The sequence below is a fragment of the Dinghuibacter silviterrae genome, from assembly GCF_004366355.1.
In the GTDB taxonomy this organism is placed as follows: Bacteria; Bacteroidota; Bacteroidia; order Chitinophagales; family Chitinophagaceae; genus Dinghuibacter; species Dinghuibacter silviterrae.
Genome location: NZ_SODV01000001.1, coordinates 948,316 through 961,835, shown reverse-complemented (window position 1 = coordinate 961,835; position 13,520 = coordinate 948,316). Strand labels below are relative to the sequence as shown.

Annotated in this window: 13 protein-coding genes; 7 read left to right on the top strand and 6 right to left on the bottom strand. The window is 56.5% G+C overall.

Features of this window, described 5'->3' with window-relative positions; genetic code table 11:
- Window positions 1–25 precede the first annotated feature (25 nt).
- Both EDB95_RS04235 and typA read left to right on the top strand, forming a co-directional pair.
- Entirely contained in the window at window positions 26–673 is a 648-nt protein-coding gene (locus EDB95_RS04235) for a ribonuclease HII (protein WP_133990899.1), read from the top strand.
- A gap of 54 nt (window positions 674–727) precedes the next feature.
- Complete coding sequence (typA, locus tag EDB95_RS04230; protein ID WP_133990897.1) at window positions 728–2,539, top strand: translational GTPase TypA; 1,812 nt, start codon at window positions 728–730, stop codon at window positions 2,537–2,539.
- Window positions 2,540–2,575: 36 nt separating this feature from the next.
- Here typA and EDB95_RS04225 read toward each other — a convergent pair whose 3' ends face one another.
- Genes EDB95_RS04225 through EDB95_RS04210 form a run of 4 tightly spaced genes read right to left on the bottom strand, consistent with a single transcriptional unit; the run spans window position 2,576 to window position 8,983 of the window.
- On the bottom strand, window positions 2,576–4,174 hold the full coding sequence (locus EDB95_RS04225) for a hybrid sensor histidine kinase/response regulator (protein WP_133990895.1): 1,599 nt from the start codon (window positions 4,172–4,174) through the stop codon (window positions 2,576–2,578).
- The gene (locus EDB95_RS04220) at window positions 4,171–4,749 is read right to left on the bottom strand and encodes a chemotaxis protein CheB (RefSeq protein WP_133990893.1); all 579 of its coding nucleotides are present in this window, start codon (window positions 4,747–4,749) and stop codon (window positions 4,171–4,173) included. Before EDB95_RS04220 ends, EDB95_RS04225 begins: the two co-directional genes overlap by 4 nt.
- 18 nt (window positions 4,750–4,767) lie before the next feature.
- A complete protein-coding gene (locus EDB95_RS04215) occupies window positions 4,768–5,595 on the bottom strand; it encodes a CheR family methyltransferase (RefSeq protein ID WP_133990891.1) in 828 nt (275 codons plus the stop codon).
- Between the two features lies 1 nt (window position 5,596).
- Complete coding sequence (locus tag EDB95_RS04210; protein WP_162852476.1) at window positions 5,597–8,983, bottom strand: response regulator; 3,387 nt, start codon at window positions 8,981–8,983, stop codon at window positions 5,597–5,599.
- 77 nt (window positions 8,984–9,060) lie between these two features.
- Between EDB95_RS04210 and EDB95_RS04205 the strand changes: the two genes are divergently transcribed.
- Together EDB95_RS04205 and EDB95_RS04200 are read left to right on the top strand one after the other, a co-directional pair.
- Window positions 9,061–9,282: a preprotein translocase subunit SecE gene (locus EDB95_RS04205; protein ID WP_133990887.1), complete on the top strand. Its 222-nt coding sequence runs from the start codon at window positions 9,061–9,063 to the stop codon at window positions 9,280–9,282.
- Window positions 9,269–10,174, top strand: coding sequence for a glycosyltransferase family 2 protein (locus tag EDB95_RS04200; RefSeq protein ID WP_133990885.1), 906 nt, complete (start codon window positions 9,269–9,271; stop codon window positions 10,172–10,174). The genes EDB95_RS04205 and EDB95_RS04200 overlap by 14 nt, the downstream gene beginning before the upstream one ends.
- On the opposite strand, the gene EDB95_RS04195 is transcribed toward EDB95_RS04200, so the two are convergent.
- Window positions 10,161–10,931, bottom strand: a complete 771-nt coding sequence (locus tag EDB95_RS04195) for a glycosyltransferase family 2 protein (protein WP_133990883.1) — start codon at window positions 10,929–10,931, stop codon at window positions 10,161–10,163. The genes EDB95_RS04200 and EDB95_RS04195 overlap by 14 nt on opposite strands.
- Window positions 10,932–10,979: 48 nt before the next feature.
- Between EDB95_RS04195 and EDB95_RS04190 the strand changes: the two genes are divergently transcribed.
- From EDB95_RS04190 to lptC, 3 genes are read left to right on the top strand one after another with little or no spacing between them, the layout of a single operon-like run.
- Entirely contained in the window at window positions 10,980–11,615 is a 636-nt protein-coding gene (locus EDB95_RS04190; RefSeq protein ID WP_133990881.1) for an LON peptidase substrate-binding domain-containing protein, read from the top strand.
- Between the two features lie 4 nt (window positions 11,616–11,619).
- Complete coding sequence (locus EDB95_RS04185; protein WP_133990879.1) at window positions 11,620–12,348, top strand: type III pantothenate kinase; 729 nt, start codon at window positions 11,620–11,622, stop codon at window positions 12,346–12,348.
- 10 nt (window positions 12,349–12,358) lie between these two features.
- Window positions 12,359–12,910, top strand: a complete 552-nt coding sequence (lptC, locus tag EDB95_RS04180; protein WP_133990877.1) for an LPS export ABC transporter periplasmic protein LptC — start codon at window positions 12,359–12,361, stop codon at window positions 12,908–12,910.
- Here the strand turns inward: lptC and EDB95_RS04175 are convergent.
- Window positions 12,846–13,511 carry a sterol desaturase family protein gene (locus EDB95_RS04175; protein WP_133990875.1) on the bottom strand — a complete coding sequence of 222 codons (666 nt, stop codon included), beginning with the start codon at window positions 13,509–13,511 and terminating at the stop codon, window positions 12,846–12,848. The two genes, lptC and EDB95_RS04175, sit on opposite strands and share 65 nt — an antisense overlap.
- Window positions 13,512–13,520 lie beyond the last annotated feature (9 nt).

The following is a 13,520-nucleotide window of genomic DNA, read 5'->3' as shown; positions in this document are numbered from 1 at the left end:
GTCCCAAACCCTTAATTTTGGGGTAGTGCTCCGCGCATACTTTCACAACAAAAAGATCGAGGCCGGTCTGGACGAGGCAGGCAGGGGTTGTCTGGCCGGTCCGGTCTATGCCGCCGCCGTCATCCTCCCCAAGAACTTCGCCCACCCCCTCCTCAACGATTCCAAGCAATTGTCCGAGGCCGTCCGCCTGGAGCTCCGGCCCATCATCGAGGCAGAGGCCCTGGCTTTTGCCGTGGCCCGCGTGGACCATGACGAGATCGACCGGATCAACATCCTGAAGGCGTCCTTCAAAGCCATGCACCTGGCGCTGGATCAATTGTTATTGCGCCCCGAGGCCCTGCTGGTCGACGGCAACCGCTTTACGCCCTACCAGGACATTCCCCACCAATGTATCGTGGAGGGCGACGGCATCTTTGCTTCCATCGCCGCGGCCTCTATCCTGGCCAAGACGTACCGGGACGATTATATGCAGGAGCTTCATAAGGTCCACCCTGAGTATGGCTGGGACCGGAACAAGGCCTATGGTACGGTCGCCCACCGGACGGCCATTGCCCGGTATGGGCTGACGCCCTACCATCGGCGGAGTTTTTCGGCCGCGCCGCCGCCGGGGGTGCTTTTCGGTGAGACGCCGCCTGGCGGCGACACCTGTGAACAGGATGTGAAGATTCCATAAAGTTTGCCCCCCTTCCTTGCCGCCCCGCAGATTTAACGTACCTTTGCGGCCTATATGCAAATTAGGAACATCGCCATCATCGCGCACGTTGACCACGGCAAGACGACCCTGGTGGACAAGATATTACACGCAACCCACGTATTCCGCTCCAACCAGGAAACCGGGGAATTGATCATGGACTCCAACGACCTGGAACGGGAACGGGGGATCACGATCTTCAGTAAAAACGCCTCCGTAACTTATAAAGACGTTAAAATCAACGTCATAGACACCCCGGGCCACGCCGACTTCGGGGGTGAGGTCGAACGCGTCCTGAAAATGGCTGACGGGGTCATCCTGCTGGTCGACGCCTTTGAAGGGCCCATGCCCCAGACCCGGTTCGTTCTTCAGAAAGCCTTGCAGCTCAACCTGAAACCCATCGTCGTCATCAACAAGGTCGACAAACCCAACTGCCGCCCCGACGAAGTCCACGACGCGGTGTTTGAACTCTTCTTCAACCTCGACGCCTCGGAAGAACAGCTCAACTTCCCGACCTTTTACGGTTCGGGTAAGAACGGCTGGTTTAACAGCTCGCTGACGCCCTGCGAGGACATCACCCCGCTGCTCGACGGCATCCTTCAATACGTCCCGGAACCCAAGATTTCCGAAGGCACCCTCCAGATGCAAATCACTTCCCTGGACTACTCGTCCTTCCTCGGCCGTATCGCCGTGGGCAAGGTCACCCGGGGCTCCATAAAGGAAAACGAACCTATTTCCCTCGTCATGGCCGACGGCACCGTCAAGAAGTCCCGCGTCCGTGAATTGTATGTCTTCGAAGGCATGGGCAAAAAGAAGGTCACCGAGGTCCTCTCCGGCGATATTTGCGCCGTAGTCGGTCTGGAAGACTTTAACATCGGCGATACCATCGCCGATTTCGAAAACCCCGAGGCCCTGCCCGTCATCAAGGTGGATGAACCCACCATGAACATGACGTTCGGCATCAACAACTCCCCCTTCTTTGGCAAGGACGGCAAGTTTGTCACCAGCCGCCACCTGAGGGACCGCCTCATCAAAGAAACCGAAAAGAACCTGGCGCTCCGCGTAGAAGATACCGAGAGCGGGGACACTTTCATGGTATACGGCCGGGGCATCCTCCACCTGGGCATCCTTATCGAAACCATGCGCCGGGAAGGTTTCGAGCTTACCGTGGGTCAGCCGCGCGTCATTGTTAAGCTGATCGACGGCAAAAAGGCAGAACCATACGAAAACCTGGTGGTCGACGTTCCCCAGGAATTCGCCTCCAAGGTGATCGACCTGGTCACCCGCCGCAAGGGTGAAATGCACGTGATGGAAACGAAAGGAGACATTCAGCACCTGGAATTCGAGATTCCCTCCCGCGGTCTCATCGGCCTCCGCACGCAAATGCTGACCAACACCCAGGGCGAAGCCGTCATGGCCCACCGCTTCACCGAATACAAAGCCTGGAAGGGCGCTATCCCCGGACGCAACAACGGGGTGTTGCTCGCCAAAGACAACGGCACCACCACGGGTTATTCCCTTGATAAGCTCCAGGATCGCGGGTTCTTTTTTGTCGACCCCGGGGAAGAAGTCTACAAAGGCATGATTATCGGCGAAAACAACAAACCCGGTGACCTTGTAGTCAACTCCAACGAAGGCAAAAAGCTCACCAATATGCGCGCCAGCGGCACCGACGCGGCAACCAACATCGCGCCCAAAACGGTGCTGACCCTCGAAGAGTGTATGGAGTACATCCAGCAAGACGAGTGTATCGAGGTCACCCCGCACTTTATCCGCATGCGTAAATCGATCCTCGATGAAGACGAACGCAAACGCGTTCAGAAGTCGATGAAGGCCGAAGAGGTTTAAAATATCAGGAGGCGCCCTAGCGGCGCCTCCGGCATTTTATGCCCCCAGGGTCTTGAGCAACTCCGCCACCATCACGGGCTTCCTGATGCAAAGGTTCATGCCCGCGCGTATGCACTCGTCGATCTCCTCTTCGGCGCGGGAAGCAGTCAACCCCACGACGGGAACGTTTTGTTTCGCCAGGTCGGGGAGCTTCCGGATGCGGCGCGTGGCCTCGATCCCGCTGATACCAGGGAGGTGCACATCCATAAAGATCATCCCCACGTCGGTTTTCTGGAGCAGATCGATGGCTTCCTCGGCACTATCCGTCACGAGCGCTTTATACCCAAGCCGGCTCAACACTTTTTTGACGACAAGCTGGGCGACCTTGTCGTCCTCGACGACCAGGATCGTTTTCGCTTGCGTCGACACGTCGTTTTTTTCGGCGGCCGCAAGCCCTGTGGAAAAGGGACTGTATTCCCGCCCCCGCGGAAGGTCCGCCTCCATGACGTGTTCCGCCACGGTCACCGGGATCGTAAACCAAAAGGTGGACCCCACGCCCGTCTCGCTTTGTAAATGGATGGCGCCGCCGTGGGCCTGGACGATCTTGGCACAGATAAGCAGACCCAGACCCGTACTTTTCTCTCCCGCGGTAGCGCGAACGGAGGTCGTCTGGAATCCGCTGAATAATTTGTATTGTTCCTCCTTGGGAATGCCCAGGCCCTGGTCCTTTACCGATATCAGCAACTGGTCGTTTTGTTCCTGGGCATGGACGACGACCGTGGTGTTCTTTGGCGAGAACTTGATGGCGTTGGAGACGAGGTTACCGACGACTTGTTCGATCTTGACCGCGTCCAGGTAGAGATAGGCGGTCCGGGTGTCGGCCCTGAGCTCCAGGCGGATGTCTTTTTTCTCCGCGATGAGCCGGTGGATGGACAGGCTGCGGGCCAGGAGAGTATGTACGTCCGTGGGTTGTATGTCCAGAGACATTTTCCCCGATTCGATCTTGGAAACGTCGAGGAGGTCTTCGATGATGTGCAGGATATAATCGCTGGATTCCCGGATGGCGGTGAGAAACTTGGTCTGTTCCTCCGATACGGGCCCTTCGATCCCCGACAGCAACAGCTGGCTGAGCTGGGCGATGGCGCCGATGGGGTTACGGAGGTCGTGGGCCGCCATACCCAGCAGGTAATTCTTCTGCATGTTCAGGTCCTCCAGTTGCTGGTTCATTTGCACAAGCCGCGCGTTGGCTTCCCTGAGGTCCTCCTGGCGATGGAACAGTTGCTCAAAGACCTGAATCTTGGCCCGTGTGATGTCCGGGCTAAGGGGTTTATAGAGATAATCGATAGCCCCGCCCACGTATCCTTTCAGGGCGTATTTCTCGTCCTTGGAAATGGCGGTCATAAAAATAATGGGGATGTCCCGGGTGGCGGGGTTGCCTTTGATCAGGGAGGCTACTTCGAAACCATCCATGTCGGGCATCTGGACGTCGAGCAGGATAAGACCTATAGCTCCTTTGAGGAGGTAGCGGAGCGCTTCCTGGCCGGAAGAAGCGCGCACGAACCGCCGGCCTTCGGCGGCCAGCAATTCTTCGAGTACCAGCAGGTTTTCCGGGCGGTCGTCCACCAGCAGGATGTTCAGTGTTCGTGGTTTGTTCATGCTCGGGTTCTGGATAAAAAAAAGTCTTCTATCTGGTTCAAGGTATAAATACGAGGATGGGCCAGGTGTTGGATGCAGGAAAGAGGCATTGTTTTAAATTCCGCCTCCTCCGGGTCCTGGACCAGGGGGACACCCCCCCGCCGTTCGATGCACTGCATGCCATAAGTACCATCCCCGTTGCTCCCGCTGAGCAGGATGCCCACCACACCCGCTCCATAGACCTGTGCCGCGCTTTCAAAAGTGACGTCTATGGAAGGACGGCTGAAGTATACGGGGTCGGAGCTGTCCAGGCAAAACGTCCGGTCCTCTTCGATCAGCAAATGATAGTTGGCCGGTGCAACGTAGACCCAACCGGGTTTCAGGAATTCTTTTTCCTCCGCTTCCGCGATCTGCGCATTCCCTGTTTTGAATCGAAGGAGGTCGACGACCCGGTTTTCCACATTCCGCATCAGGTGGAACACCACCACCACCGGCGGCATTTCCTTGCCGGAGACGGCCTTGATCAGGTGTGCAAACGGTTCGAAGCTCCCCGCGGAGCCTCCGACCATCACTGCTTCTATGGGTTGCTCTGGCATACAGGCGTTTGTTTGAGCTCAGCGGGTTCTGCGGTACATCTTCCAACGCGCATCCACTTCCTCAAAGTTACGCTGAGGGTCGTTGAAGGCGAGGGATTCCTTGGTGCCCAGACCCAGGTAACCCAGGAGGCAAAGGCTTTGCTGGAAGAGCCGCACGCACCTTTGTTGGAATGTCCGGTCGAAATAGATCATGACATTCCGGCAAAGGATCAGGTTGAACTCATTAAAACTCCCGTCGGAGGCCAGGTTGTGCAGGGCAAAAACCATGTTCTTCTTGAGGGAGGCATCGAAGACGACGTTGTCGTACCTGGCGGTGTAGTAGCCGGAAAAGACCTCCTTCCCCCCGCTGTTGCGATAGTTCCGGGTATATTCCTGCATGTATCTCAGCGGAAATATCCCTTGTTTGGCCTTACCCAGGACGTACGAATTGATGTCCGTTGCGTACAATTTCGTCCTTTCCAGCAGCCCTTCCTCTTGCAAAAGGATGGCCATGGAATAAACTTCTTCCCCAGTGGAGCAACCCGCATGCCAGATTTTTATAAAGGGATAGGACGCCAGTTGGGGGATGATGTTTTCCCTCAAAGCTTTGTAAAAACCGGGATCGCGAAACATTTCCGTCACATTGACCGTGACATATTGTAGAAAACGCGGGAAACAGGTCTCGTCGTTCAGTAAGTGATACTCCAATTCCCCCGCCGTCCGGATACCCGACCGGTTCATAAAACCCGCTACGCGCCGGCGGATCGATGCACGGGCATACCCTGTAAAGTCGTACCCGAAATAACGGTCCGTCACGGTCAGGATCTTGTCCAGCTGTTCGTTGGGCAGGTCAGGCAGGTGTTCCATCTTACAGGCTATTGTACAACCATACGCGCATAAGCGACAGGAGCTGGTCTATGTCGACCGGTTTTGTGATGTAATCCGATGCCCCCGCGGCGATACATTTCTCCCGGTCATCCTTCATGGCCTTTGCGGTCAGGGCGATGATGGGCAGACCCATCAGGGCTTTATCGGACCGGATATGGCGCATGGCTTCGTACCCATCCATCTCCGGCATCATGATGTCCATCAGGACGATCTGGATCCCCGGTTGATCCGCCAGGCGATCCAGCCCTTCGCGCCCATCCCCGGCTACGACGACCTCCAGCCCATGTTCCTGGAGGGTGGCGGAAAGAGCAAACACGTTGCGCATGTCGTCGTCCACGAGCAGGGCTTTTTTCCCTTTCAAGACGTCGTCCCCGGAAGGGATGTTCCAGTGTGGACGGGAAAGCGCGTCCCCGTTTTTCTCTTCCACTTTATGGAGAAACAGCGCCACCTCGTCGAGGAGGCGCTCGTGGGAACGGCCCCCTTTGAGGACGATGGTATTGGTAAAGCGCCGCAGACGCAGGGCATCTTCCTTGTCCAGGTCCTTGCCGGTATGCACGATAATTTTTGTTTTCGACGGAAGGCCGCTGTTTTCCAGGTGTTCCAGGAGGGTGAACCCGCTCATATCGGGGAGGGTGAGGTCGACGATGATACAGTCGAAGATATCTTCCCCCACGCGTTGCAAGGCCTGCCCGCCGTCTGCCGCATGCACGCAAGTGATGTCCCTTTCCTTTTCCCTGAGGATACGGTCCAGGTATTCCCACTGCACGGCGTCGTCCTCCACAATAAGCACTTTTTTGACGGTGGAAGGACCGGACGCCGATATAGCGCTGAAGACCCCGTCCAGGTCGTCTTTACCCAGGGGTTTGTGGATAAAGCTGATGGCGCCCATTTCGATTCCCCGGGCCCGGTCATCAAACCCCGATATGACGTGTACGGGGATGCTCCGGGTCGCGGCGTCCGCCTTTAGCCGTTTGAGGACGGTCCAGCCGTCCACAACCGGGAGCTGTATATCCAGTAAGATGGCAGTGGGCAGATAGGCCTTTGCATATTGCAGGGCGGTGTCTCCCCTTGACGCGAGCACGGTTTCGTAGCCTTTGTCCCGGGCAAAGTCCCGGAGAATATTGGAAAATACGGGATCGTCTTCGACGATCAGGAGAACCTTACCGGCCAGCAAGGGCTCCTCTCCCACAGCCGGAGGGTCAGGTATGGTCCCGGAGTCCTCCAGTTTTGGCGTAAACACTACGGGCAGGAGGAGGCTGAACGTACTGCCTTTGCCCGCAACGCTTTCCACATCGAGCGACCCGCCCAGCATGGCGGCCAGCTGGCGGCTGATCGATAACCCCAGCCCCGTTCCTCCGTATTTGCGGTTGGTAGAACCATCGGCCTGGCGGAAGGCTTCGAAGATGACCTCCTGTTGCCCTTCCGGGATGCCGATCCCGCTGTCGGTCACGCGAAAGGCGACGGTTTGGGGGTTGACCGCAGCGATGTGCAAACGGACCGTTCCGCCCTCATGGGTAAACTTAAAGGCGTTTGACAACAGGTTCCTGAGGATCTGTTCCAGGCGATCCTTATCGGTATATATTTCTTTTGGACAAAGCGGGTCGATGTCGGTCGTGAATTGGATCTGACCCGCCTCGGCCACTTCCCGGAACACCGACACCATGTCGGTACGCAATTGCGTAACCGGGACCGGTGCAAGGGATACCGTGGCTTTGCCCGCCTCTATCTTGGAAAGGTCGAGCACGTCGTTGATCAATGTCAGCAAGTCCTGACCGGATTTGTGGATCACGCCCGCGTATTCGACCTGTTTGTCGGTGAGGTTGGTGTCCTTGTTTTCCGAGAGCAGCTTGGCCAGGATAAGGATGCTGTTGAGCGGCGTCCGGAGCTCGTGACTCATGTTGGCGAGGAACTCGGTTTTGTAGCGGCTGTTCCGCTCCACTTCCTCGGCCTTGTTCATGATCTCCCGCCTGGCGATTTCCAGGGCCTCTACATTCTCCTTGAGCTGTTGCGCCTTTTCCTCCAGTTGCAGGTTGGCTTGCATCAGCTCTTCCTGTTGCACCCGGAGCTCCTCTTCCGAGGCCTGGAGCTGTTCGGACTGACGGGTCAGCTCCTCGTTGGTGGCCTGGAGTTCTTCCTGCTGGAGCTGGAGCTCTTCCGCCTGTCTTTGCAGCCGGTCGTTGAGTTCGTTTAGCCGGGTCCGGGACACCGCCATTTGAATGGCGACGGCAATATCTTTGGATATTAGCCGGAAGTATTCCTCCCTCGAACCGGCCAGCGGCTCCTCCAGACCCAGCTCCACCACCGCGGTGATCCCTTCGTGGTCAACAGGCCATGCTTCTATAAACCGGGGCGCCAGGTCGCCCAAACCGGTCCGGACCCGGAACCGGTCTTTCAAAAGGCCATCCACCGACAAGGGCCGGTTTTCAAACGCCGCCTGGCCCACCAACCCTTCCCTTAATGCAAATTCGGGGGCGGGTCCGGGGGGCAGGGGATAAGCAAAAGACCCCGCCAGCTGGAGGATCTTGGTCTCCTCGTTCATGACATACAACGCCCCTAACTGGGCGCCCACCCGCGTGCAAAGCTCGCTGATGGCCTCCTGGGCCAGGGCCGCCAGGCTCATTTCCCCCCTAAGCCGGGTGTTGAGATCGGAAGCCCCCGTCAGCAGCCAGTTGCGGCGCTGGTTCTCTTCCGACACTTTCTCCAGGGACTCGTTGGATTCCTGGAGACTTGCCCTGACCCGTTCCCGTTCTGCAAAGGTGCGCATGATGTACCACAGCAGGGCGAGGGCCACGGCCAGGCCGACAAGGGTACCCCCGACGTCGGTGAGCAAGGCGCCCAGTTTGCTGGCATCCATCTTTTTGTTCCGCTCTGTCAACAGGAGCTCTTCGTCTTCCCGCATCTCGGTGATGAGGACATCCACCGCCGCCTGGAGCGCCAGCCCATAGTGCATGTCCGTCTGGGCAAGCACGTCCGCGAGCGTCCCCGCCTGGCGGATCTGTATCCTTTTACGGATGAACCCGATACGTTCCGCAAGAAGGGGTCTCAGCGAATCGATCCTCCGCGTCTGGTAGAAGTTATCCATCGTCATTTCCCGGAAGCGGTCTTGCAAAAATTCGATGTGCACGGCCGCGTCGTTGAAAAGGACCAGGAACCGGTCGTCCCCGGACAGAAGATACGCCCTGCCCGTCGCCTCCGTTTCGGTAATCCGGCGGTCCAGCTCGTTGATATTGCTGATCACCTCATGGGTGTGGTTGACCCATCCGGCATTGTCGTCGTATCTCAGGATCGTGAGATAGGAGGTGATCCCTACAAATAAAATGAGGACGATCGAGAGGGAAAAACCAAGCAGGGTTTTGTTAGCGGGCAAAAAATTCATGAAGTCAAGGGATGAGGCGCTAAAGTTAGTATTTTTGCAACATGCCCCGGTTTACCCCCATACGGAAAATGCGTGCTGGACTTGCCCTCCTGCTGCTGATCGTGTGTCTTGGTTTGGCCGCACCCGCCGCCCGGGCGCAGTGTTCTATCTGTACCCGTACCGCCCAGCAACTGGGTGAGAAACCCGCCAAATCCCTCAACGCCGCTATCCTTTACCTCATGGCCATCCCCTTTTGCGTGATGGGCTTTATCGGGTACCGCTGGTGGAAAAATGAATATGGAAATCACTAGTCATATCAGCCCGCGGCTGGTTCAGCGGCCTTCCTCCACCACTCCACTGCTTACCTTACTTATTCCCTCCTGGAATAACCTCGACTATCTCCGGCTGTGTATCGACAGCATCCGCCGGCATTCAATCCTCCCTTTCCAGATCGTCGTACACGTCAACGAAGGCACCGACGGGACCCTACAATGGCTTGACAGTCAGAATGATATAGACTATACCTATAGCCGGTCCAATATTGGTATCTGTTACGCCCTCAACCACGCCCGTACGCTGGCGAAGGGGGAATATATCGTATACATCAACGACGACATGTATGTCTGTCCCGGCTGGGACACCGCCTTGATGGAAGAAGTACGGGCCATCGGGCATCCCTGGTTTTTTTTGTCGGCCACGATGATCGAACCCAGGGCCACCGGAAATCCCAGCGTTCTCGTCGGGGACTTCGGATCCTCCGCGGCGGACTTTCGCGAAGCCGACCTGCTCGCGCATTTTGCCGACACGCCCAAAGAGGATTGGATGGGCGCTACCTGGCCCCCCAATATCGTCCACCGGGATGTCTGGGATCTGGTGGGGGGCTATAGCATCGAGTTTTCCCCGGGGTTGTATTCCGACCCCGATTTTTCCATGAAGCTTTGGACCATGGGTGTCCGTCACTTCAGGGGTGTCGCCCGGAGCCGGGTGTATCACTTCATGAGCAAGTCCCTCGGGCGGATCGTGCCCAACGACGGAGAGAAAACTTTTGTCCAGAAATGGGGGGTTTCTTCCAGTTACCTGACCAAACAAATGCTCCGGAGAGGAAGCGTGTATACGGGACCGGCTCCTGATAGCACACCCGGACCGGGTCTTCGCCTGAAGATGACCTGGAAACGCCTGCGCGCGGCACTCAAGAAGGTTTGACAGGGATTCCTTTGTTGAGTGCGTACAGTTTGTAGTACTTCATAAAGGTGAGGTGGGCCACATTGGCCGCGATGACCAAACCGTGGAATCCGTCCAGGAAACCCGCCCGGAGTACATAGCCCTGAAAGAAAGCCCAGGCTGGATTGAACAGCATCTTACCCCAACCCGCTTTTTTCCCCTCGGCCATGTACGCCTCCGCCGACAGCGTGCTAAACTTGTTGTTTTGGGTGATGTGTTCTTCGAGTGCGTTGTAGGAGTAGTGAAGGATATCGCCCTCCAGGTGTTCCGTTTTCCCGGGTTCCAGCAATTCGACGTTTTCGTGGATGTTCAACCCCGCCCACCGGGCCTTATTCTTGTCAAACAACCGGAGTTTCCGGTCCGGGTACCAACTGCCGTGACGGATAAATTTCCCACAGTAGTTCGTACATCTGTTCATGGTATAACCGGCCGCCCGGGCCCCGGCTTTGACGTCCCGGATGGAGGCCGCCAGCCGTTCGTCTATGACCTCGTCCGCGTCCAGGCTAAGCACCAGGGGGAAGGAAGCCAGGTCCAGGGCTTTGTTTTTTTGCGCGGTATATCCCGCAAATGCCTGCTGGTAGATCACCGCACCCATTTCTCCCGCGATGGCCACCGTCTTATCCGTGGACAACGAATCCAGAATCACCACCTCATCCGCCACGGAGCCCACCGAATCGATACAGCGTCTTATATTATCCTCCTCGTTAAAGGTGATGATCACCACCGATAATTTCTCCATACGCGCCAAGATAGGGTTTTCTCAAAAAAAAGTTCAACTTTGTCTCCTATGACACGGTTTGTTCCCATATTTCCATTATCCATTGTCGTCTTTCCCGGTGAGCATTTGAACCTTCATATATTCGAACCCCGTTACAGACAACTCATCAACGAATGTTTCGAGGAGCAAAAGCCCTTTGGCATTCCTACCGTCATCGGCGACGCGGTGGCGGAATACGGTACTACCGTCACCGTTAAGAACATCGTCAAGGTGTACGACTCGGGGGAAATGGATATCAGGACCGAAGGTATGGAAGTCTTCCGCGTCCTGGAGCTGATCCGCGAAGTCCCCGAGAAACTATACAGCGGCGCCATCGTCAACTATCAGGAGAACCAGGATGACGGAAACAGGGAACTGATGCAGGTGCTCGTACAACGCATCCGGGAGCTGCATGAGTTCCTCCAGGTGCGGAAAACCTTTACCAAGGAAGACCTGCACCTCGTCACCTATGACATCGCCCACCATGTAGGGCTTTCGTTGGAAGAGGAATACGAGTTCCTGCAGCTCCCCCGGGAGATCCAGCGCCAGGAATACATCAAACGGCACCTGGGCAAAGTCCTTCCACTCCTGGCGGAAATGGAAGCCCTCAAGGATAAGATAAAGCTCAACGGGCATTTCAAACAATTGCCCGGTCTCAAATTCTAAGCCCATGGAAACCGTCCTTTGCTTCGACTTCGGCAATACCCGTCTCAAGTGCGGGGTTTTTATCGACGGGCGGCTCACGGAGACCCGGGTGCTCGTTTCCGATGAACCCTCCGTCATCCGGCCGCTCCTCGACGAGTACACACCGGATAAAATGGTGCTCGCCTCCGTGGTACACCACCACCCCGAGCTGGAAACGTTGCTCAGGGCTCATGGCCGGCTCCACGTCCTAAGCCATTTGAGCCGCCTCCCCCTCAGCACACCGGTCGGTAAACCGGAGACCATCGGGGCCGACCGTCTGGCCATGATGACCGCCGCCCTTACCCGCTTTCCCGGGGTCCACCTCCTCGTCATCGGTCTTGGTTCCGCGATTACGTACAACTATGTCGATAAATACGGTGAATTCCTGGGGGGAAGCATTTCACCGGGCATGGAGATGCGTTTCAAATCCCTGCACCATTATACCGCCAAATTGCCCCTTGTGGAAGCCGACTGGAACTATCCGCTGATCGGTTCCGATACCCGGACCAATATTTTGAGCGGGGTGCTTCTGGGCATGGCCAAAGAAGTGGATGGCGTGATCGGGGCCTACCAGGACAGGTACAAGGGGCTGGAGGTGGTCATGACGGGCGGCGACACCCTGTTTTTTTCCACCCACCTGACACAACCGGTCCATATCGACCCCGACCTGGTTTTTAAGGGACTTTATACCATCGGTCAATGGAATATAATGTAAGTTTACGGCGATGGTAACACAACATTGGTGGGTGGGCGTCCTCGGGTTGTTGCTCCTGTGCGCCTGTGAGAACGATATGCAAAAGGTTGCTGCGTTGGGCCGCCGGACCCAGACCCCGGAGGAGGCCCATGGCATCGACGCGTATATGAGCCAGGGGGGTAAGATGAAAGCCCGGCTGCTGGCGCCCTATATGCTCCGCTACCAACAAGATACCCAAAGGATCGTTTTCCCCCGTTCGCTTCACTGCGACTTCTACGACTCTCTCCTCAATATCGAAAGCATTTTAGATGCGCGCTACGGTGTCTATTATGAGAACATGAACAAGGTCTACTTGCGGGACCACGTCAAGATCATCAACCTTGTCAAAAAGGACACCATCTATTGCGAGGATCTTTACTGGGACCAAAACACCGGCTGGTTCTATACCCATCACTACGTGGAGGTCCACCGCGCGACCCAGGCGTACTCCGGGACGGGCATGCGCGCGACCCAGGATTTTAACAATGTTTTTCTGGATTCGGCTTCAGGGCACCTGAAGGTGCAGAATGATCAACTGCCGTAAAGGTGGTGCCGAACACACGGTCCCAAAAGGAAGTGCTGACGCCAAAACCCAGGTCGTCATTTTTGTAATGATGCAGGTGGTGGTTCCGCCACAAAGGCTTCATCCAGGGAAAAGGCGGGTTCCAGGCGTGGATGGCGTAGTGCATACTGCCGTACAAGAGGTACCCTAAAAGAAAGCCGGGGAAAAAGGGGAAGGCATAGTGCCCCAGCAGCAAATATTGGACACTAAAGATCGACGCCGCCAGGATAAGGCTGGGGACCGGGGGCATAAAAAGCCGTTCCTTGTCCCTGGGGAATTCATGATGGTTGCCGTGCATGATGTAGACAAACTTACGGACCCGGGGCCGTTCGCTGACGAAATGGAAGGCGAACCGATGCATGACGTACTCGAACAAGGTCCAGAAAAACATGGCAAAAACAAAGATCCCCACCGTCGCCCCCCAGGAAAACCCGGCCCGGTGGTGGCTAAAATACAACATGAAGACGATCAGCGGAAGGTACATCCCCCAGATGACCAGGGGATGCGTCTTGGTAAGCACCTCCAGGTACTGGTTTTGAAAAAGACGGGCCTGCCCTTTATTATGGATCTTCTCAAACTTCATGCTGGGGAG

What these genes read in the sequence shown, in the direction of transcription:
- EDB95_RS04225 (WP_133990895.1), bottom strand. Translation starts at nt 4,174, where the DNA reads ATGAACAAACCACGAACACTGAACATCCTGCTGGTGGACGACCGCCCG.
- EDB95_RS04185 (WP_133990879.1), top strand. Translation starts at nt 11,620, where the DNA reads ATGGAAACCGTCCTTTGCTTCGACTTCGGCAATACCCGTCTCAAGTGC.
- EDB95_RS04200 (WP_133990885.1), top strand. Translation starts at nt 9,269, where the DNA reads ATGGAAATCACTAGTCATATCAGCCCGCGGCTGGTTCAGCGGCCTTCC.
- EDB95_RS04190 (WP_133990881.1), top strand. Translation starts at nt 10,980, where the DNA reads ATGACACGGTTTGTTCCCATATTTCCATTATCCATTGTCGTCTTTCCC.
- EDB95_RS04205 (WP_133990887.1), top strand. Translation starts at nt 9,061, where the DNA reads ATGCGTGCTGGACTTGCCCTCCTGCTGCTGATCGTGTGTCTTGGTTTG.
- EDB95_RS04220 (WP_133990893.1), bottom strand. Translation starts at nt 4,749, where the DNA reads ATGCCAGAGCAACCCATAGAAGCAGTGATGGTCGGAGGCTCCGCGGGG.
- EDB95_RS04215 (WP_133990891.1), bottom strand. Translation starts at nt 5,595, where the DNA reads ATGGAACACCTGCCTGACCTGCCCAACGAACAGCTGGACAAGATCCTG.
- lptC (WP_133990877.1), top strand. Translation starts at nt 12,359, where the DNA reads ATGGTAACACAACATTGGTGGGTGGGCGTCCTCGGGTTGTTGCTCCTG.
- EDB95_RS04195 (WP_133990883.1), bottom strand. Translation starts at nt 10,931, where the DNA reads ATGGAGAAATTATCGGTGGTGATCATCACCTTTAACGAGGAGGATAAT.
- EDB95_RS04175 (WP_133990875.1), bottom strand. Translation starts at nt 13,511, where the DNA reads ATGAAGTTTGAGAAGATCCATAATAAAGGGCAGGCCCGTCTTTTTCAA.
- typA (WP_133990897.1), top strand. Translation starts at nt 728, where the DNA reads ATGCAAATTAGGAACATCGCCATCATCGCGCACGTTGACCACGGCAAG.